The organism is Pseudomonas sp. DTU12.3 (assembly GCF_004124275.1).
GTDB lineage: Bacteria > Pseudomonadota > Gammaproteobacteria > Pseudomonadales > Pseudomonadaceae > Aquipseudomonas > Aquipseudomonas helmanticensis.
In genome coordinates this window covers 2,947,799-2,968,119 of record NZ_CP027218.1, presented here as the reverse complement: position 1 = coordinate 2,968,119, position 20,321 = coordinate 2,947,799, and the positions used below count along the sequence as shown (strand labels likewise).

Below are 20,321 nucleotides of genomic sequence, written 5' to 3'. Positions count from 1 at the left end.
GCTCCTACATTTGGATTGGGGGTAGTCAGTTGGGGATTGGTTGGCTGTGAGGACGTCATCGCTGGCGAGCCAGCTCCCACAGGGGGTGGTGGTGTGTTGGTGGGTGTGGGTTAGCTGAGGACGACGACGCCGCCGGGTAGTTCGGTGCATTTGATGCCGTAGGCGTCGCGGATCAGCAGTGCGACGCCGGCGAGTTGGTCGAGGCTGAAGCGGGCCTGGACGCGGCGTTGGCCGAGTTCGCGGTTGAGCAGCAGCAACATGCCGGGGCGGTAGCGGTTGATCTCGTCGATCATTTGGCTGAGGGTTGCGCCGTTGAACACCAGCACTTGTTGGCGCCAGTTCATCACGGCGGCTGTGTCGACGCTTTGTACGCTGCCGACTTGCCGCGCGTCGTAGGTCACTTGCTGGCCCGGTTCGAGGCGCAGGCTACGACCTTCAACATCCACTTCCACCGCGCCATCGAGGCAAGTCACGCAGACTTGTTGATCAGTGTTGCGCAGGTTGAAACGTGCCTGACTGGCGCGCAACCACCCTCCTCCAGCCTGCATCGCCAGCGGCAACCGCGCGGTTTGCACTTCGACTTCGCCGCTGACCAGTTCAAAGCCCTGCACGCCGTTATCGATTGAGCGCTGATTGATCCGCGTCTGGGTGTTCAGCTCCAGGCTCACGCCTTGCGCCGGTTCGAAACGACGCTGTTGGCCAACTTCAGTGATGTAGTCGGCGCCGAGCCCTTCGAAGCCGCCGGGAATGGTCCCGCGTATCAGGAAAAATGCTGCCGATGCGGCAATCGCGCCGCCGAGAAACGCACGACGGCCAAACCCGCGCGGCGCCTGCATTTGCTCCAAGGCCGGTTGCAGTTGCTGCCATAACCGCTTGGCATCTTCGAACGCGCGGGCATGATCGTCGCTCTGCGCGCACCATTCGCGCAGGGCACGAGCATCGGCCACGGTGGCGCGGCCGGAGGTCAGCAGGACCAGCCAGTCGCGGGCTTCGCTGTGCAGGTTGTCGGCCACCGATGGCTCGGCAGGTGTCAGTCGAAAGATGTTCAAACGCGCAGATTCTCAACGGATTAATCGGGCACTACTCTGAAGACGGTTTTCCGGCCCCGCGACCGAACCGCTGAAACACTTTTCTTTCCAGTTTTGCGGCGCAGAAGCCCAATGCGGCTTTGATTTCCTTTTCGACCATGCGCGTGGAGATGCCGAAACGCTGGGAGATTTCCAGGTGCGGCGCCTCTTCCAGACGCGCGGCAATGAAGATTCTGCGCCGCCGCGCTGGCAGCTCGTAGAGGGCGCTGAGCAGCGACTGGATTTCCTTTTGCCCGCCGACCACGCGCGCCGGATCGAGGGCTTCGTCGCCGATTTGCAGCAGCTCTTCGACTTCCTCGCCGGTGAGCAAGCGCGCGTCAGCCTGACGACGGTCGGCGGCGATGTTCAGGGCCATGCGATAGAGGTAGGCGTTGGGCCGGGCGATATTCGCCGGCGTTTCCATGCGGTCGACGCGCAAGTAGGTTTCGTGCAGCACGTCGTTGGCCAGATCCTCTGAGCCGAGACGCCTGCGCAGACGCACCCGAAAGTCCTCGTAGGACGTCAGGAACAGTTGGACCATCGAACCTTGTCCGGTGTCTTTCATCCCCCGGAAACTCCTTCCCATTTGGTGCATTCCATGCGTTTTCCTGACGACTCCGGTAACAACAGCAACGTGACCGGCTGGCGTAACGCGCTGGGCGTTGGCCGGTCGATCCTTAGATTGCGAAAACTTTCCACCAGCGCGGTATCGCGCCGTACATCACCGGTCGAGGTGACCAACCGGTTGTGCTGCACCACGCCGTCACGCCCGACCCAGACCTGCAACACCGCGCGATAACTGCCGGGCCGGGTCAGCGGCGAACGACAGAGGTTGCGCTCGATCGCCGCTTGCACGGCGGTGGCGTAACTGCGGCTGACGGCGACGCTTTCGGGCGTCTGTCTTTGTGTCGGCGCCGGCACGTCTTCGACCTGCGCCACTTGCAGGGTGAACGCATCGTTGCGCGCGTAACGCGCCATCAAGCCGCTGCCACCGAGCAAACGGCGCAAGGCGTCGGCGGCGGTGTATTCGCCATCGACGGCCAATGAGCGTCGGCCACGACTTAGCTGACTGTCGACCAGCACCGCAACGCCGGTGGCGCGGCTGTACTGATCGAGCGCCCGGGCCAGATCCTGCGCGGGAATGTGCAGCGTCATGCGCAAGTCTGCCGGCACCGGCTCCGCCGTCGCTTCAACCGCCAGCAAGGCACACAGCAGCCCCAGCCACACCCGGTGCACAAGAGTCGTTGAACGCTGAAGACCGTCCCTGGAACTGCCTCGCTGCACGGCTGACGAATCCTTGGAAATCGTCATCCTGAGGGCTGTTTATGACTCTGGTGTGACGGCCGGTGCAAAAAAACCATCACGGGAATTGCGCAAGGCTTGCACTAGACTCAAGCCATAGCGCGGCCCCGTCGGGCCGGCCAGGAGGCGAGCATGAATACACTGTGGCGATTGAGCCTTGGCGGGCTGTTGTTGATGGCGCTGTCGAGCGCTTATGCGGAGCAGCCGTTGGGCTGTGTGGAAGTGACGGTCGGCGGCTACAAGGCGCCGAATTACGATTGCTTGAGCCAGCAGATGGGCAACAACCCTGAAGGGGCTGCGGCGGCGGAAAAGAATCAGGAGGCGCTGAATGTGCCGGTAAACAAGCGCCCGCCCAATCAGGTGGGCCTGGCGACACCGGCCGCGACCAGTACGCGAATGGGCAATACCTTTGGCACCTCGGTAAAACCGCAACGCCCCCCTCAGTGACATCGACCAACCGATGACACCCATGTAGGAGCTGCCGAAGGCTGCGATCTTTTGATCTTGTTTTTTAAAGGCAAAGTCAAAAGATCGCAGCCTTCGGCAGCTCCTACAGGAGAGCGATCAAACTGATCTGACTCGAACATGTGGCGAGGGGGCTTGCCCCCGTTGGGTTGCGCAGCAGCCCTGAGAAATTTACTGGGCGCATAATTTGCCAGTGCTGCGCACTGGAACGGGGGCGAGCCCCCTCGCCACAGGGTTTTGCAGTGTGACCGGTGTGGGGTTCAGTCGCTGGGGGTTTGGCGGAAGCTGACGGCCAGGCGGTTCCAGCTGTTGATGGTGGTGACGGCCATGGTCAGGTCGACCATTTCGCCTTCGCTGAATTGCTCGCGGGCCTGCTGATAGACATCGTCGGGCACGTGGCTCTCGGCTAACAGTGTCACCGCTTCGGCCCAGCCCAGCGCCGCACGTTCGCGCGGATTGAAGAAGTTGCTGTCACGCCACACCGCGATCGCGTACAAGCGCCGATCACTCTCCCCGGCCCGGCGCGCATCCACCGAGTGCATGTCGGTGCAGAACGCGCAGCCATTGAGCTGCGAGGCGCGGATCCGGATCAGTTGCAGCAGCGGTTGCTCGATGCTCAGGTTGCTGGTCAGCGCCTCCATGGCGATCATCGCTTTCATCGCCTTGGGCGAAGCGTTGTAGTAATCCAGACGCGGGGACATGGCGGGTCTCGGGGAGGCGGAATAATGAGTTCACCGTAAACGCCGACAGCGGTGCATTACAGCCCCAATTGCACGGAAAACCGCTACACCACTGCCTCCTGCCCTGCGCAGATCCCCTGTGGGAGCGAGCCTGCTCGCGAAGGCGTCAGGTCAGTCAGGCCATTTTTGAATGACACACCGCATTCGCGAGCAGGCTCGCTCCCACAGGGGTTAGTGACCAATTTGGAGTTTTTCGGGTAGGCAACTATTGCCAATCAAACAACGGCGGTACTCTGGCGGGCACCTCAATCAGTCTCGGGAGCCTTGTCGGTATGGAACTTCACGTCGTGATCAACGGCCGCAAGGATCTCGCCGGTCAGTTGTATCAGCAACTGCGCGGGGCCATCGAAACCGGGCGCCTCGCGGCTGGCACGCAGTTGCCGCCGAGCCGTCTGCTCGCCGAGCAACTGGGCATCTCGCGCAAGACCATTTCCGACACCTACGCGCAACTGACCTACGAAAACTTCCTCACCGGGGTGATCGGCAAAGGCACTTACGTCAACGCGCGTCCGGCGCAGATCCAGCGCAAGCAAAGCCACACCGAGCTGGCCAGTGCCGAGGTGATCGAGAGCTGGCGCAATCTGCCGGTGTTCCTGCGTCATCCGACACTGGAAGGCTCGTTGCGTTACGACTTTATCGGCGGCGCCACCAGCAAGGGTCAGTTTCCGCAGGACGACTGGCGCCGCTGCGTGTCCCATGCGATGCGTCAGATGGCCCAGTCGAAAGGCTTCTACAGCGTCGCCGAAGGCCTGCCCGCGCTGCGCAATGCGATTGCCCGGCACATCGCGTTTTCCCGTGGGATCAACTGTCAGGACGAAGACATCGTCGTGTGCAATGGCGCGCAACAGGCGCTGGACCTGATCACCCGCGTGCTGATCCGCCCCGGCAGTCTGGTGGCGATGGAAGACCCCGGTTATCCGCCGGCACGCCTGCTGTTCGGCACGCATGGCGCCGAGGTGGTCGGGATTCCGGTGGATGCCGAGGGCATTCAGGTCGAGCACATCCCCGAGGGCACGCGGCTCATCTATGTCACGCCGTCGCACCAGTTTCCGCTGGGCATGCCGATGAGTCACGCGCGCCGCGAAGCCTTGCTGGCTCGCGCCCATGAGCTTGGCGCGATCATCATCGAGGACGATTACGACAGCGAGTTTCGCTACGAAGGCCGACCCACCGACTCGCTCTTCAACCTTGATCAGCGCGGCATCGTCGCTTACGTCGGCACCTTCTCGAAGACCCTGCTGCCCGAGCTGCGCCTGGGTTACGCGATTCTGCCGCCGGCCATTCTCGAGGCGGTGATCCGCGCCAAGCAGCTCACCGATCTGCACGCTTCGACCCTGCCACAATGGGCGTTGGCCAAGTTCATCGCCGAAGGTTATCTGCTCAAGCACATTCGCCGCTGCCACGCGATTTATGCGCAGCGCCGCGAGCGCATTCTGGCGCGCATGGCCAGCGATCTCGCGCCGTGGCTTGCGGCGGTACCGGCCAGCGCCGGGTTCCACATGGCGGTGTTCTGCAAGGTGCCGATCGACTTGCCGCTGCTGATCGAGCTGGCGAAGAAGGTCGAGGTCGGTTTGTACTCGATCAACGGCTTCTATTATCAGCAACCGCCGAAAGACGGTTTGTACTTCGGTTTCGGCGCCATCGACACGCTGGACATCGATATCGCCCTCGATCGCCTGCGCGACATCCTGCAGCAGGTCGCCTGAAGGCATTGGTCTGAAGATTTAACCGCCGATTGGTTATTGGTGTTCCGGGGGTGCAGGCCTATCCTGCACAGACGTTATCCCTCAGTGAGCAGGATTCGTCCGGCCTGATTCAGGAGTGTGAGCAATGTCCAACGAAGTGATCAATACGGTCCAGGTGCAGGCTGCCGCCGGCCGCTCGGATGAACTGGGCAGGCAACTGCAGAAGATTGTCGAAACCCTGCGCGAAACGCCGGGCTGCGATTCCTACCTGGTCGACCGCTGCCCCGAGGACAGCCACCGCTGGACGGTCAGTGCCCGTTGGCAGTCCGAAGCGGCGATGCAGGCGCATTTCAACCGGCCTGAGGCGCAGGGGTTTATCGACCTGATCGATAGTCGGCTGGCCAATAGCGTGGATTTCAATAGTTTCCCTATTGTTTAAAGCAAGATCAAAAGATCGCAGCCTTCGGCAGCTCCTACAGAGATCGGTGTAGGAGCTGCCGAAGGCTGCGATCTTTTGCTTTTGGGTTCCCTGAATTGGTCACCTGATCTTCCCGAATATTGGCCGTTTGAATGCCCGGCCCTGCGGACTACTGTGATTGCACCCCCACCCCTCACAGGTAACCCGCCATGAAAGCCCTGCACTGCTTCGCTGCCGCCCTCACCCTGAGCCTTTGCGCCTCGGCCGCTTTCGCCCACGACCCGTCGGAAAAAGTCACCGTCCTCCAAGACCAAGTGCTGAAAAACGCCCCCGGTAAAAAAGCCATGATGATCGAGGTCGACTACAAACCCGGCCAGGCCTCCATCGCCCACAAACACGACGGCACCGCGATGGCTTACGTGCTCGAAGGCGAAGTGATCTCTCAAGTGAAGGGCGAACAGGCGATTACCTACAAGAAAGGTCAGTTCTGGTACGAACCGGCTGGCTCCGAGCATCTGGTGTCAAAAAACGCCAGCGCCACCAAGCCTGCCAAGTTGCTGGTGTTCATGGTGCTGTCCCCGGATGAGCAAGTGTTGATCCCGCTGAAAAACTGATGGATGTTTAATCAGCCATAAATAAAAAGGCGCAAATCATCGATTTGCGCCTTTTTATTTCCCGACGCAATTAACCGGGTCGGGTTACAGCAAATAAAACTATTCAACGCCAAACAAGACAGCAAATTGTCAGGTTACTTACAGCCCGCCAGGTTTAGTCTGAATTAACGGTCGTCGTCGACGCCTACTCAAACTTTCCGACTGATGTTGTTTCACGGGAGAAACACCATGAAACTTGCCTTTGCCAGTACCTTGGCGATATCGGTTTTAGCCTTGTCCGCTTGTTCCGTCCCTACCGCACCCAAAGCGGTTTCGTCCCTCGACACACTCTTCACCCAACCGGTCGGCCGCAGCAGTGCCGCCCAGGTGAAAAGTGGTCCCGGCGTGTCGCTCGGCGTGGTCTACAGCCCAAGCACGCAAAGCAACCGCGAATACCTGCGCGACTATCAGGCCAACGCCGGCACCGGTTTCGGCCAGAGCCTGCTGGTGCAACCGATACATGACGCGTACGTCGCCACCTCGAAACCGGACATGGCGGTGGAGTGGGTCAACGCCTCGCTGCAGCGGCAATTCGGCTCGGTGACGGTGTATCCGGACATGCAAAGCCTGCGTGCAGCCAAGCCGGATGTGGTGGCAATCGTCGATACCCACAGCCAGTTGATCACCTCGCGCAGTTCCGATATCAAAGCCGATGTCAGTGCTGATTTTTATGATGCGCGGTTGAACTATATCGGTACGGCGAAAGGTTCGGATGCACGTGAGTTGACGCCGGTGTGGGCGGACTTCAAGCGGTCGGAAGAGATTGTTGCGGATATTAATCAGCAGCAGGATGTGCAAGTTCGGGCGTTGCAGAAGTTTGACCAATCGCTCAACAATTTAGTCGCTCGGCCTTCGGACAAAGTATCGATGCTCGATAACAAACAAGGTCAGAAGTTGTATTAAATGCAGGGACCCTTTCGCGAGCAGGCTCGCTCCCACAGGGGACTTGTGTCGATCACAAAACCAATGTGGGAGCGAGCCTGCTCGCGAAGGGGCCGGACCGAACAACGTAAATCCTTCAGACATAAAAAAGCCCCGGCATCTCACGACACCGGGGCATTTTCATTCAGCCACTACTTACGCCAGTTCAAGCTCGGCATTCGCAGTCACCGCAGGCACTACCGCTTGCCCGCTCAACGCCAGGTCCAGCAGTTCACGGTTGGCCACCGCATACATGGCGTAGTCCGTGCCACTTGCCGCACGGATTTCCACCAGCATGGCGCGCCAGCGCGAGATCATGCTTTCGTGCTGTTCCATCCACAGCGCCAGGCGTGCTTCCACGTCCAGCGTGCCGTCGCCCTGTTGCAGGACGGAGATGGTGATCGCACGTTGCTGCCAGTCGACATCGTCACGGAACGCTTCACGGGCCAGAGCTTGCCAGTTGTTTTCAACCGGCAGTGCGCTGATCTGTTGCAGGTACCAGGTGATGTCCAGCGCACTGCCCACAGCGAAGTAAGCTTTCGCCACTTCTGCAGGGTTCTGGCCAGTCACGTCGGAGGCTTCGATGATCGGCAGCAGCGTGTACAGGTGCGAGGTGCCCGCAACCATACGCGCCAGCAATTCCGGCACACCGGCTTCGACGTAAGCCTGATAACGCGCCTGCCAGTTTTCACGGATTTCGCCGCTCAGCAGTTCGTCGAGTTTCAGGCCCAGCTCTTTCAGGTGCGGACCGAAATGCGCGACGTCACGGGCAGCGTTCTGCTCGTTGCGACGGGCACGCAGGAACCAGCGCGTAGCGCGACGGCCCAGACGCATCAGCTCGTCCATCAGTTCCAGCTGCACGTCAGCGCTGACTTGGTAGTCCAGCGCTTCGATCTGACGGAACCAGTGCGGGAGGTGGAAGATGTCGCGCACGATCACATAAGCGCCAGCGACGTTCGCCGGGCTCATGCCGGTCGACTCTTTGAGTCGTTGAACGAAGGTGATGCCCATGTGGTTGACCAGGTCGTTGGCGATCTGGGTGCTGACGATCTCGCGCTTCAGACGGTGACGACGCATGGCTTCGGAGAACTTGCTGACCAAGGTCGGCGGGAACGCCGTTTCCATGTCGCGGGTCAGGTAATCGTCGTCCGGCACTTGCGAGCCCAGCAACTGCTCCTTGAGGTCGATCTTGCTGTACGAAATCAGTACCGACAGCTCAGGGCGCGTCAGGCCGTGGCCTTCTGCAAGGCGTTCGTTGATCTGCTCTTCGGTCGGCAGGAACTCGATGGCACGGTCCAGCTTGCCACGGCCTTCCAGATCGCTCATCAGACGCTTGTACTCAGCGATCCGCTCGTAGGCACGACGGGCCGCCAGGGACAGGGCCTGAGTCTGCTTGTAGTTGTTGCCCAGCACCAGATTGCCGACTTCGTCGGTCATGCTCGCCAGCAACTGGTTGCGTTGCTTGTCGGTCATGTCACCGGCCTGAACCACTTCGTTCAGCAGGATCTTGATGTTCACTTCGTGGTCGGAGCAGTCAACGCCACCGGCGTTGTCGATGAAGTCGGTGTTGGAACCGCCGCCATTGATACCGAATTCCACACGACCCAGTTGGGTCATGCCGAGGTTACCGCCCTCGCCCACGACTTTGCAGCGCAGCTCGTTGCCGTTCACGCGCAGTGCATCGTTGGCCTTGTCGCCGACATCGGCGTGGCTTTCGGTGCTGGCTTTGACGTAAGTGCCGATACCGCCGTTCCACAACAGATCCACCGGCGCCTTGAGCAAGGCGTTGAGCAGTTCGGTCGGGGTCAGCTTGTCAGCCTTGATGTCGAAGCGTTCCTGCATCTGCGGGGAGATCGCGATGCTCTTCGCGCTGCGCGAGAAGATACCGCCACCTTCAGACATGATGCTGGTGTCGTAGTCGGTCCAGGCCGAACGCGGCAGGTCGAACATGCGCTGACGCTCAACGAAGCTGGTCGCCGGGTTCGGGTTTGGATCGATGAATATGTGCAGGTGGTTGAAGGCCGCGACCAGTTGCAGCTTGTCGGACATCAACAGGCCGTTACCGAACACGTCACCGGCCATGTCGCCGACGCCGACCACAGTGATGCTGTCTTCCTGAACATTGATGCCGCGCTCGCGGAAGTGACGTTGTACGCCAACCCACGCGCCTTTGGCGGTAATGCCCATTTTCTTGTGGTCGTAACCGGCCGAACCACCGGACGCAAACGCGTCACCCAGCCAGAAGCCGTAGTCGATGGCGATGCCGTTGGCGATGTCGGAGAAGGTTGCAGTGCCCTTGTCCGCCGCGACTACCAGGTACGGGTCGTCATCGTCGTGGCGAACCACGTTCAATGGCGGCACCAGCGCGCCGTCTTTCAGGTTGTCGGTGATGTCCAACAGACCGGAAATGAAGATGCGGTAGCAGGCGATGCCCTCGGCCGCGATCTCGTCACGGCTGCCGCCCAGTGGCAGGCGACGCGGCAGGAAGCCGCCCTTCGCGCCGACTGGCACGATGACCGAGTTCTTCACTTGTTGTGCTTTAACCAGGCCGAGGACTTCGGTACGGAAGTCTTCTTCACGGTCGGACCAGCGCAGACCACCACGGGCAACGTTACCGAAGCGCAGGTGCACGCCTTCAACGCGTGGCGAGTAGACGAAGATTTCGAACTTCGGTACTGGCTTCGGCAGTTCAGGGATCGCGTGCGGGTTGAACTTGAAGCTGAAGTACGACTTGTTCTGGCCGTTGGCGTCAGTCTGATAGAAGTTGGTACGCAGGGTCGCTTTGATCAGGTCGAGGTAACGACGCAGGATGCGGTCTTCGTTGAGCACCTGGACGTCGTCCAGTGCGGTCAGAATCGCTTGTTCCAGACGCTGTTGCTTGTCTTCCAGATCTTCGTCGCTGAGTTTGCGCGCCAGATAGAAGCGGGTCTTGAACAACCGGGTCAGTTCGCGAGCGATGTCGGTGTGGTTGTTCAGGGTGCTGGCGATGTAGCCCAGATCGAAGCCCAGACGAATCTGTTTCAGGTAACGCGCGTAAGCACGCAGCAGCGCAACGTCGCGCCATGGCAAGCCGGCGGTCAGTACCAGACGGTTGAACGCATCGTTCTCGGCTTCGCCACGGACGATGTGGACGAAGGCGTCCTGCAGGGTGTCGTTGAGTTGCTGGATGTCGAGGTCCAGACCTTCAGCGGCGGTGAACGCGAAGTCGTGAATCCAGAACTCGCGGCCATTGGTGTGACGCAGACGGTACGGGAATTCACCCAGTACGCGCAGACCGAGGTTTTCCAGAATCGGCAGCACGTCGGACAGTGCCAGCGGGGTGTCGGCGTGGTACAGCTTGCAATGCAGCTCGCGCTGGCCGGAGACCTGACCGAGCGGCTGATAGAAGCTCATCACCAGCGGATTTTTTTCGTTGAGGCTCAGCAGGTGCTGCATGTCGACCACGGCCGAATGCGCGGCAAAACGCTCGCGGTAACCGGCCGGGAAGCCTTTCGGGAAGTCGGCCAGCACGTTGGTGCCGTGGGCTTCGCCGAAGCTTTCGACGGTCAGTGCGGCGTAGTCGTCCTGCCAGCTGCGGCACGCCTGTACGACTTCTTTTTCCAGCAGCACCGGGTCGATGTCGAGACGGTTTTTCGGGTCGACACGCAGGATCAACTGCACGCGCGCCAGTACCGACTCGGAGAAGAACGTCCAGAATTCGCAATCGGAAGCCTTCAGGCGTTCCATCAGCACTTGCTGGATCTTCTGGCGAACTTCGGTGGAGTAGATGTCGCGCGGCACGTAGGCCAGGCAGTAGCAGAAGCGACCGTACGGGTCTTTGCGCAGGAACACGCGGATCTTGTTGCGTTCCTGGATCTGCACGATCGACATCACGGTGGTGAACAGTTCGTCGACCGGGGTCTGGAACAGGTCATCACGCGGCAACACTTCAAGCACCTGCGCCAGTTCCTTGCCCAGGTGAGCCTTGGACTGGAAGCCGGAGCGGCGCTCGATTTCTTCGACCTTGCGGCGGATGAAAGGGATGACTCGCACGCTCTCGCCATACACCGAGGAGGTGTACAGGCCCATGAAGCGGTGTTCCTTGATGACTTTGCCGTCAGCGTCGATTTCACGGATCGACACGTAGTCCGGGTACGCCGGACGGTGTACACGGCTCGGGTGCGCAGCCTTGGCGAACGACAGCAGGGTCGGTTCGCGCAGGTAGTTCACCGCGTAATCTTCGATGCGCAGGTCATCGTAGGTCAGGCCGGTGCGCAGCAGTTTGGTCAGGCCGAGGAAGGAGTTCTGGTCGTACTCGATGTGGCCGCCATCGGCCTGATCGGTGACCACGAACTCTTCGTAGCCAAGGAAGGTGAAGTGGTTGCCCACCAGCCATTCCAGGAAGCTCTTGATTTCGTTCTTTTCGTCGGCATCGACGGCGAACGCGCTGTTGTCGAGCTGGGTGAGGATGTCCTGCACCTTGGCTTTCATCGGCTCGAAATCGGCGACCGCGACGCGGACTTCACCGAGAACCTGCTCCAGCTCTTTGCTCAGCACATTCAGTTCGGCCGCGTTGGCGCAGCGGTCGATTTCCAGGTACATCAGCGATTCGTGCAGAACGCCTTCGCCGGTGCTGCCCTTAGGCAGGATTTCCAGCAATTCGCCCTTGCTGCCACGACGTACGCTGAGCACGGTGGTTTGCAGGGTGTGGATGCTGTAGCCGCGACGGTTCAGTTCGGTACGAACCGAGTCGACGAGGAATGGCAGGTCATGGTGCAGGACTTCGACCGCGGTGTGGGTCGACTGCCAGCCATGACGCTCGTAATCGGGGTTGTAGACGCGCACTTGCGGCTGCGCGTGATCGAAGCGCTCAAGCAGGCGCCACGCAGAAAGAGTACAGCCAGCGAGGTCGGAGAGGCGACGTTGAGTCAGCTCGTCCAGAGAAATGATGCCGAAGAATTGTTCAGCGAACAGCGCCACTTGTGGCAGTGCCTGTTCACTGATGTGCTGCGCCAGTGCCGCTTGCAGTTGGTGCTGGAAGTCGGCTTTGCTGGCTGCGGTGAAGAACGCCATCTGTGGTACTCCGCTTAAGCTTGTTATTGATGGAAAGCGTCGCGTGCAACACCCCTCTCGGGGCTACTGTCGCCCTGTTCCTGAATCTCGGGCAGAGGAAACAGGGTGACAGGTGGGTGAAGCTGGACGAGACACTCAGGTCACATTCACCTTCCATTGAATGGGCATCTGCAAAAACGACTGCCAACGGTGCCGACAATGCCTTTACGGGTGCTCATCCGTTGCGCAGCTTAATGGGTGCGACAATGTGTCTGCTTGCGGTGCTGCGACATATTCGGTCATTGGCACGTAAACGAGGGCTTTGGCACCGGTAAACACTAGCACTCGTGGCGCAAAACGCTGGTCTGAATGCCCGTTTTTACGGTACATGCGTGCCAGAAATGACCATTGACCCACGTCGCGTTCACGACACATCCTCTGACACTCTCACATGCAGAAATTCCCGAGGACTGGCAGAATCGCGCCCAATTGCGACCAACACGCCCCTTGAGGCAGGAATTCCCCATGCAAATGACCACCGCCCTACTCATCGTCAACCCGTGCGATGACGAAGAAGACAACATGGCCATGCTCTGCTGCCACAGCGACAAGGGCGACATGTTCCTGATGAGCCGCTATCCCGACGAGGATGAGCTGGAGATCACCCTGGATGGCGAGCCGTCGACGCTGGACGGTGTGAAAGTCACGCTGACGTCGACGCTACTGAAAATCGAGATCGCGGCAGGGGATGCCGATGCGCTGAATGGTGATGATGTGCTGGAGATCAGCTTTAACCCGGACATGGTGGACATGGAAGAGGTGGTCGAGACCTTGAAGAACATCCTTGATGGGACGGGTTCCTTCATTAACGAAGTTTGATCGCGTCTGGGCTGGCCCCTTCGCGAGCAGGCTCGCTCCCACATTGACGGATGTACGCCGTTCAAAATGTGGGAGCGAGCCTGCTCGCGAAGAAGCCCGAAAGAACACTACCCCTCCCCGGTACTACAAAAATCCAACAATTGCCCCGGTCATTTCCCGCACTTTGCGCAAAATGCCGTTAGTCGCCACCCCCCGCGATGGATTAAAGTAACGCCCCCAGCCCCGGCGTTATCCGAACGCCTGGGGCCACCCCTTTCCAGGAACAGTCACCGATGGAACATCGTGAAGCGCTGCTGGCGCTGCGAACCTTTCTTTCAACGCAGATTCTCGGCCAGGAAAAACTCATCGAGCGTTTGCTCATCGCCCTGCTCGCCGACGGCCACATGCTGGTCGAGGGCGCGCCGGGGCTGGCCAAGACCAAAGCGATCAAAGAACTCGCCGAGGGCATCGAAGCCCAGTTCCATCGCATCCAGTTCACCCCTGACCTGCTGCCGGCCGACATCACCGGCACCGAGATCTATCGCCCGGAAACCGGCAGTTTCGTGTTCCAGCAAGGGCCGATCTTCCACAACCTGGTGCTGGCGGACGAAATCAACCGTGCCCCGGCCAAGGTGCAATCGGCGCTGCTCGAAGCCATGGCCGAGCGTCAGGTCAGTGTCGGTCGCAGCACCTATGAACTGTCGCCGCTGTTTCTGGTGATGGCCACGCAGAACCCGATCGAACAGGAAGGCACCTACCCGCTGCCGGAAGCCCAGCTCGACCGTTTCCTCATGCACGTGAAAATCGGCTTCCCCGATGCTGCCGTCGAACGGCGCATCCTCCAGCAGGCCCGTGGCGAAGCGTTGAACGGTGAAACCAAGCCTGAACGCCGCGTCAGCCAGCAGGCGATCTTCGCCGCGCGCAAGGAAATCCTCGGTCTGTACATGGCCGACGCCGTGGAGGAATACCTCGTGCAACTGGTCATGGCCACGCGCACACCGGCCAAGTTCGACCCGGAAATGGCCGAGTGGATCGCCTATGGCGCCAGCCCGCGTGGCTCGATCGCCCTCGACCGCTGCGCCCGCGCCCACGCCTGGCTGGCCGGTCGTGACTTCGTCAGCCCGGAAGACATTCAAGCGGTGCTGTTCGATGTGTTGCGTCACCGCATCATTCTGTCGTTTGAAGCCGAGGCCGCCGGCATCGATCAGGATCGGGTGGTGCAGCGGATTCTCGACGTCGTAGCCGTCGCTTGACCCCCATGAACGCCCCCTTGCCGTCCGAACCGGGCATCCGCGTCAGCCTCGCCGAGCTGATCGAGATGCGTCACCGGGTGCGCGAAGTGCAGCTGTTTTCCACGCCGAGCCAGCGCAGCCCGCTGATCGGCCTGCATCACTCGAAATTCCGTGGTCGCGGTGTCGACTTCGATCAGGTGCGGGTCTATCAGGCCGGCGACGACGTGCGCACCATCGATTGGCGTGTCACGGCGCGCACGCAAGAGCCACACACCAAGATGTTCCATGAAGAACGCGAACGACCGATTTTCATCATGGTCGAGCAAAGCACGCGGCTGTTCTTCGGCTCCGGCCTGATGTTCAAATCGGTGCTGGCGGCGCAAGCGGCGGCGTTGATCGGCTGGGCTGCACTCGGCCATAACGATCGGGTTGGCGGGCTGGTGTTCGGCGACAACGAGCACTACGAAATCAAGCCACGGCGCAGCAAACAGAGCCTGCTGCAATTGCTCAACCGCTTGGTCAAGGTCAATCAGTCGCTGCACAGCGAGCGCGAGCCGGACCGCGATGCCTTTGGCGTGGCTCTGCGCCGGGCGCGTGAGGTACTGCGTCCGGGCAGTCTGGCCATCGTGATTTGCGATGAGCGCGCGTTGTCCGACAGCGCCGAGCAACAGCTGAGTCTGCTGTCGCGCCATTGCGACCTGTTGATGTTGCCGATTTCCGATCCACTCGATCACGCCCTCCCCGCTGCCGGCCTGCTCAGGTTCGCCGAACGCGGCGCACAGCTGGAACTCGACACGCTGAATTTCGACCTGCGCCAGACCTATCGCGCCCAGGCCGAAGCACGCATCGCGCGCTGGGAATTGCTCGCGCAAAAGCTGCGGGTGCTGTTGATGCCGTTGAGTACACAAAGTGAAATGGTCGAGCAGATGCGTGAATTCCTCAATCCGCAGCGTCCGGGGAAAGGTCGATGAACGGCCTCGAACAACTGCAACCGCTGATCTCGCCGCCACCGATTGCCTTTTGGCCACCGGCACCGGGCTGGTGGCTGCTGCTGTTGTTATTGCCGCTGCTCGGTTTAGCGGCGTGGAAGCTGCGCCGTTTCATTCCCATGAAGAAGCGCCCAATCGTGCGCGCCGAACAGCCGCTCGACCCGGTACGCATCGCCGCCCTCGCCGAACTCGCGCAAATGCCCAAACCCTACGACGGCGCCCCGGCCGGTGCCTGGTTGCAGCAACTCAACGGCCTGCTCAAACGCCTGTGCCGCAACCATTATCCCTACAGCCAGAGCCACACCCTCAACGGGCGCAAATGGCTGGCGTTCCTCGACAACCGTTGCCCGGCGGCGGGCCTGACGCGCTGGATGGTGCTGGTCGAAGGCGCGTACAAACCGGAATGCAAACTCGACGACAAAGCCATCGCCGGCCTGACCCAAGCGGTCGACACGTGGATTCGCAAACATGTTTGAGTTCGCCTGGCCGTGGATCTTTGCGCTGTTGCCGCTGCCGTGGTTGATGCGCCTTGTGTTGCCGGTGGCAGACAGCGGCGAGCCGGCGCTGAAAGTCAGCTTTCTGTCCGACCTCGAAGGCCTCGCCCGCCGTCGCGCCCGCGCCAACTTGCCGGCGTGGCGCCAACAGGCACCGTTCATGCTCCTGTGGTTATTGCTGCTGACCGCCGCCGCCCGTCCGCAGTGGCTCGGCGAGCCGTTGCCGATTGCCGCCAGCGGCCGAGATTTGCTGGTGGCGGTGGACGTGTCCGGCTCGATGGATTTCCCCGACATGCAGTGGCAGGACGAAGACGTCAGCCGTCTCTCGCTGGTTCAGCACCTGCTCGGCGACTTCCTCGAAAGCCGCGACGGCGACCGCGTCGGCTTGATCCTGTTCGGCAGCAAAGCCTACCTGCAAGCGCCATTGACCTTCGACCGCCACACCGTGCGCGTCTGGCTCGACGAAGCGCGGATCGGCATCGCCGGCAAGAACACCGCCATCGGCGACGCTATCGGTCTGGCGCTGAAACGCCTGCGCATGCGTCCGGCGCAAAGCCGTGTGCTGATTCTGGTCACTGACGGCGCCAACAATGGCGGTGAAATCGATCCATTGACCGCTGCCAAATTAGCCGCCAGCGAAGGCGTGAAAATCTATCCGATCGGCATCGGCGCCAATCCCGAGGACAGCGGTTCCACCGGCCTGCTCGGGGTCAACCCGAGTCTGGATCTCGACGAGCCCGCACTCAAGGCGATCGCCGCAGCGACCGGTGGCCAGTACTTCCGTGCCCACGATGGCAAAGAACTGCAAGCGATCAAGGACACCCTCGACCAGCTCGAACCGGTGACCCAGCAACCGACCCAGGCCCGCCCGGCGCAAGCGTTGTATCACTGGCCGCTGGCATTGGCGCTGTGGTTGAGCCTGCTGTTGGTGGCGCGCGAATTGTGGCCGGACAATTTCTTGCAACGCCTGTTCACCAAGGAGCTGTATCTGCAAAGCCCGTTACCTGACTGGCGCGAGCGTCTCAAGCGCCTGCGTCTGCGGAGGCGTCGATGATCGCCCTCTGGCCGCACTGGTTCCGTCCTTGGTGGCTGTTGCTGTTGCCGCTGCTCGGCTGGTTGCTTTGGCAGCTCTGGCACCGGCAAAAACGCGCCGGACGCTGGCAGATGATTCTGCCGCCGGCGTTCCACGCCACTTTGCTCAGCGGTGGTAACGGACGCGACAGCAAATTGCCGTGGATCGCCCTCGGCGTGGCGTGGTTGCTGACCATTCTGGCGCTGCTCGGGCCGAGTTGGGAGCGTGTCGAACAGACCAGCCAGAAACCTGCCGATCCGTTGGTGGTTGTACTGGAACTGACCCCGGAAATGCTCGCCACCGATGCACCGCCGACTCGCCTCGAGCAAGCGCGGCGCAAACTGTTCGATCTGTTGCAGGCGCGCAGCGATGCGCAGACCGCGATCGTCGTTTACGCCGGCAGCGCGCACACGCTGGTGCCGCTGTCGGATGACCTCGCCACCAGTCGCAACCTGCTCGACGCGCTCAAGCCGTCGCTGATGCCGGAGAGCGGTCATCGCGCCGATCTGGCGGTGAGCAAGGCGCTGGCCTTGTTGAAACAGGGCGCGCTCGGTCAGGGGCGGATTCTGTTGATCGGCTCGTCGCTCGATGAACAGGAACGCCAAGGCATTCGTCGTGCCTTGAGCGGTGAATCTGCGCAACTGTTGATGCTCGGCGTCGGCACCGCCGAAGGGGCGCCGATTGCTCAAGAGGACGGCAGCTTCCTTAAAGACGAACAAGGTGCGATTCGCGTGCCGCAACTCGACAGCCCGGGCCTTGCCGCGTTCCTCAACAGTGTTGGCGGTGAATACCACGCTGCACGGCTGGACGAAGCTGATCTCGGCGCGCTCGGCCTGCTCAATGGCCCGCGCAGTTTGCGCAACGACGGCCAGACCGTACGCCTCGATACCTGGGCCGATCAGGGTTATTGGCTGCTGTTGCCGCTGTTGTTGCTGGCCGCGTGTGCCGGGCGGCGTGGCTGGTTGTTCTGCCTGCCGCTGCTGTTTTGCCTGCCGCAGCCGAGCTACGCGTTCGACTTCGAAGATTTGTGGCTGCGCCCGGATCAACAGGGCCTGCATTTGCTCAAGCAGAAGCGCCCGGCCGAGGCGGCGCAACATTTCGAAGATCACCAGTGGCAAGGGGTGGCGTTGTACGAGGCCGGCGATTACAGTGGCGCCGCCCAGCGCTTTGCCGAAGGCAGCGATGCCCGCGCGCACTACAATCGTGGCAACGCTTTGGCAAAAAGCGCTGAGCTGGAAGCGGCGATCGATGCCTATGAACAGGCGTTGGAGTTGCAACCCGATTTGCGCCCGGCACAGACCAACAAGGCACTGGTGGAAAATCTGCTCAAGCAGAAGAACACCCCGCCACCCGCCGAGCTGGAAAACAAGCCAACCGAACAGAGTCTGCCGGGCGACGAAACTCCGCCCGCGACCGCACCACCGCCAGCCGTAAAAAGCGAAACCCAGGGCGATGCGCAACCGGCCGAACCGGGCAGCGAACCGCCGCCGGCCACGCCACCGCAACCCGGTCCCAACGAAGTACCGGGCAGCGATGAGGAAGAGCAGACGGACACCGTGCCGACCCTGCGCCCAAGCGAGGACAACCTCGAAGGCGAGCAGCGTCAGGCACTGGAGCAATGGCTGGGGAAGATCCCGGATGATCCGGGCGAACTGCTGCGACGCAAATTCTGGTACGAACAGCAACAACATCAGGATCAGGAAAACACTCGATGACCCGCTTCACCGCTCTCTTGCTGCCCCTGCTGATCTGCACGGCCACCGCCCAGGCGGCCGAGTTGATCGCCAGCGTGGATCGCAGTCGCCTGAACTCCGGCGAGACGGTCGAACTCACCCTCGAAACCAGCGACGTCACCCAGTTCGGCAAACCTGACCTGACCCCGCTGGAGCCGTTGTTCGAGGTGCGCGGCACGCGTCAGGTCAACCAGTTGAACACGCTCAATGGCGATAACCGCGCAACCACGCGCTGGATCATCACGCTGCTGCCGAAAGAGAACGGCAGCGTGGTGATTCCGCCGTTGCAGATGGGCGATGTGCAGAGCCAGCCGATCACCGTGCAAGTGGTCGAAAGCGACACCCACGAAGACAAGAACAGCCTCGACCCGGTGTTCATCGAAGCCAGCCTCGATCAGTCCAGCGTGTATGTGCAGGCGCAAGCGATCCTGACCCTGCGCATCTACCATTCGGTGTCGCTGTACGACGACAGCAGCCTGACCCCGTTGCAAATCGCCGATGCGCGCGTCGAACAGCTGGGCGACACCCGCACGTACGAAAAAGACATCAACGGTGTGCGCCACGGCGTGATCGAGATGCGCTATGCCATCTATCCGCAACACAGCGGCTTGCTGACCATTGCCCCGCAAACCTTCAGCGCCACGCTGGTCGACACCCAGCCGTCTGCAGACGCCACCGCGCAAGGGCCGAAGCCGGGCAAATTGATGCGCGTCAGCTCCGCCGACATCCCGTTGACGGTCAAGCCGAAACCGCTGACCTACCCGCTCGACGCCCCGTGGTTGCCGGCGCGCAGCCTGAGCCTCAGCGAAAGCTGGAACCCGGAGCCTGAACACACCCAAGTCGGCGACTCGCTGACGCGCAGCCTGATCCTGAAAGTCGAAGGCCTTGCCAGCTCGCAACTGCCGGCCCTGCCCGCCACCGACGTCAACGGTTTGCGCCGCTATCCTGACCAACCGGTGCTCACCAACCAGAGCACTGACCGGGGTCTTGTCGGCAGCCGCGAAGAACGTGAAGCACTGGTGCCGAGCCGCAGCGGTTCGATCGAGCTGCCAACGGTCGACGTGGTCTGGTGGAACACTTTCGAAGATCACCTCGAACACAGCAGCTTGCCCGCGCGCACCCTGCAAGTGGCGAACAATCCGAGCCTGCAAGTCGACACCCCGGCGGGCAGCTTGCAACCGAGCGCTGTCGATAACGATGTGTTGTGGTGGTGGAAACTCAGCACGCTGATCCTCGCCTGCACCACCCTGCTCGGCTTCGGCCTGTGGTGGCGTGCGCGCTGGCAACCGGCGATCCTGCGCGCCGCGCAGACCGGGCCAAGCCCGCGCACGCTGCTCGACGACATCAAACGCGCCAGCCAGGCCAACGACCCGCAAGCGACGCGGCAGGCGCTGGATGCATGGGCGCGGCAGCAGCCGGAAACGCTGGCGGATATGGCGGCGCGGTTTGTGCCCTTGTCGGATGCGCTCGACGGCCTCAATGGCGCGCTGTACAGCGAGACTGGCCAGCATTGGCAAGGTGAGGATTTGTGGCGCGCGATTCGCACCATTCCGACCGCCGAGCGAGTTCACGACCCGGTGGGTGACAGTGGTTTGCCGCCGCTTTATCCGAAGTAAACGATCAACAGATCGCAGCCTGCGGCAGCGCCTACATTTGATCCC

At 61.3% G+C, this 20,321-nt stretch carries 17 protein-coding genes; 12 read left to right on the top strand and 5 right to left on the bottom strand.

Features of this window, described 5'->3' with window-relative positions; all coding sequences use genetic code 11:
* Positions 1-110: 110 nt before the first annotated feature.
* The 3 genes from C2E19_RS13630 to C2E19_RS13620 are packed head-to-tail and all read right to left on the bottom strand — an operon-like array spanning position 111 to position 2,351.
* On the bottom strand, positions 111-1,049 hold the full coding sequence (locus C2E19_RS13630) for a FecR family protein (protein ID WP_129393009.1): 939 nt from the start codon (positions 1,047-1,049) through the stop codon (positions 111-113).
* 31 nt (positions 1,050-1,080) lie between these two features.
* Entirely contained in the window at positions 1,081-1,632 is a 552-nt protein-coding gene (locus C2E19_RS13625) for an RNA polymerase sigma factor (RefSeq protein WP_129393006.1), read from the bottom strand.
* Entirely contained in the window at positions 1,629-2,351 is a 723-nt protein-coding gene (locus tag C2E19_RS13620; protein ID WP_129393003.1) for a secretin and TonB N-terminal domain-containing protein, read from the bottom strand. Before C2E19_RS13620 ends, C2E19_RS13625 begins: the two co-directional genes overlap by 4 nt.
* Positions 2,352-2,501: 150 nt before the next feature.
* Here C2E19_RS13620 and C2E19_RS13615 point away from each other — a divergent pair, with 150 nt between their 5' ends.
* Complete coding sequence (locus C2E19_RS13615; protein ID WP_102902194.1) at positions 2,502-2,816, top strand: hypothetical protein; 315 nt, start codon at positions 2,502-2,504, stop codon at positions 2,814-2,816.
* A 278-nt stretch (positions 2,817-3,094) separates the two neighbouring features.
* On the opposite strand, the gene C2E19_RS13605 is transcribed toward C2E19_RS13615, so the two are convergent.
* Positions 3,095-3,535 carry a carboxymuconolactone decarboxylase family protein gene (locus tag C2E19_RS13605; RefSeq protein WP_129393000.1) on the bottom strand — a complete coding sequence of 147 codons (441 nt, stop codon included), beginning with the start codon at positions 3,533-3,535 and terminating at the stop codon, positions 3,095-3,097.
* A gap of 311 nt (positions 3,536-3,846) precedes the next feature.
* Between C2E19_RS13605 and C2E19_RS13600 the strand changes: the two genes are divergently transcribed.
* From C2E19_RS13600 to C2E19_RS13585, 4 genes are all read left to right on the top strand, one after another.
* Positions 3,847-5,280 carry a PLP-dependent aminotransferase family protein gene (locus C2E19_RS13600; protein ID WP_129392997.1) on the top strand — a complete coding sequence of 478 codons (1,434 nt, stop codon included), beginning with the start codon at positions 3,847-3,849 and terminating at the stop codon, positions 5,278-5,280.
* A 124-nt stretch (positions 5,281-5,404) separates the two neighbouring features.
* Positions 5,405-5,698 (top strand): putative quinol monooxygenase, encoded by a 294-nt coding sequence (locus tag C2E19_RS13595; RefSeq protein ID WP_016984406.1) that lies wholly within the window; start codon positions 5,405-5,407, stop codon positions 5,696-5,698.
* 188 nt (positions 5,699-5,886) lie between these two features.
* Positions 5,887-6,291, top strand: a complete 405-nt coding sequence (locus C2E19_RS13590; RefSeq protein ID WP_129392994.1) for a cupin domain-containing protein — start codon at positions 5,887-5,889, stop codon at positions 6,289-6,291.
* Between the two features lie 228 nt (positions 6,292-6,519).
* Complete coding sequence (locus C2E19_RS13585) at positions 6,520-7,233, top strand: ATPase (RefSeq protein ID WP_129392991.1); 714 nt, start codon at positions 6,520-6,522, stop codon at positions 7,231-7,233.
* Positions 7,234-7,407: 174 nt separating this feature from the next.
* Here the strand turns inward: C2E19_RS13585 and C2E19_RS13580 are convergent, their stop codons facing one another.
* The gene (locus C2E19_RS13580) at positions 7,408-12,303 is read right to left on the bottom strand and encodes an NAD-glutamate dehydrogenase (protein WP_129392988.1); all 4,896 of its coding nucleotides are present in this window, start codon (positions 12,301-12,303) and stop codon (positions 7,408-7,410) included.
* A gap of 504 nt (positions 12,304-12,807) precedes the next feature.
* On the opposite strand from C2E19_RS13580, the gene C2E19_RS13575 reads away from it, so the two are divergent.
* The 7 genes from C2E19_RS13575 (at position 12,808) to C2E19_RS13545 (ending at position 20,276) form a co-directional block, all read left to right on the top strand.
* Positions 12,808-13,161, top strand: coding sequence for a hypothetical protein (locus C2E19_RS13575; RefSeq protein ID WP_129392985.1), 354 nt, complete (start codon positions 12,808-12,810; stop codon positions 13,159-13,161).
* A 272-nt stretch (positions 13,162-13,433) separates the two neighbouring features.
* Positions 13,434-14,393: a MoxR family ATPase gene (locus C2E19_RS13570; RefSeq protein WP_003218556.1), complete on the top strand. Its 960-nt coding sequence runs from the start codon at positions 13,434-13,436 to the stop codon at positions 14,391-14,393.
* Positions 14,394-14,398: 5 nt separating this feature from the next.
* Positions 14,399-15,343 (top strand): DUF58 domain-containing protein, encoded by a 945-nt coding sequence (locus tag C2E19_RS13565; RefSeq protein WP_129392982.1) that lies wholly within the window; start codon positions 14,399-14,401, stop codon positions 15,341-15,343.
* On the top strand, positions 15,340-15,837 hold the full coding sequence (locus C2E19_RS13560) for a DUF4381 domain-containing protein (protein WP_129392979.1): 498 nt from the start codon (positions 15,340-15,342) through the stop codon (positions 15,835-15,837). The genes C2E19_RS13565 and C2E19_RS13560 overlap by 4 nt, the downstream gene beginning before the upstream one ends.
* Positions 15,830-16,909, top strand: a complete 1,080-nt coding sequence (locus C2E19_RS13555) for a VWA domain-containing protein (protein WP_129392976.1) — start codon at positions 15,830-15,832, stop codon at positions 16,907-16,909. The genes C2E19_RS13560 and C2E19_RS13555 overlap by 8 nt, the downstream gene beginning before the upstream one ends.
* The gene (locus C2E19_RS13550; protein WP_129392973.1) at positions 16,906-18,642 is read left to right on the top strand and encodes a tetratricopeptide repeat protein; all 1,737 of its coding nucleotides are present in this window, start codon (positions 16,906-16,908) and stop codon (positions 18,640-18,642) included. The genes C2E19_RS13555 and C2E19_RS13550 overlap by 4 nt, the downstream gene beginning before the upstream one ends.
* Complete coding sequence (locus C2E19_RS13545) at positions 18,639-20,276, top strand: BatD family protein (RefSeq protein ID WP_129392970.1); 1,638 nt, start codon at positions 18,639-18,641, stop codon at positions 20,274-20,276. The genes C2E19_RS13550 and C2E19_RS13545 overlap by 4 nt, the downstream gene beginning before the upstream one ends.
* The last annotated feature ends 45 nt before the right edge of the window (positions 20,277-20,321 follow it).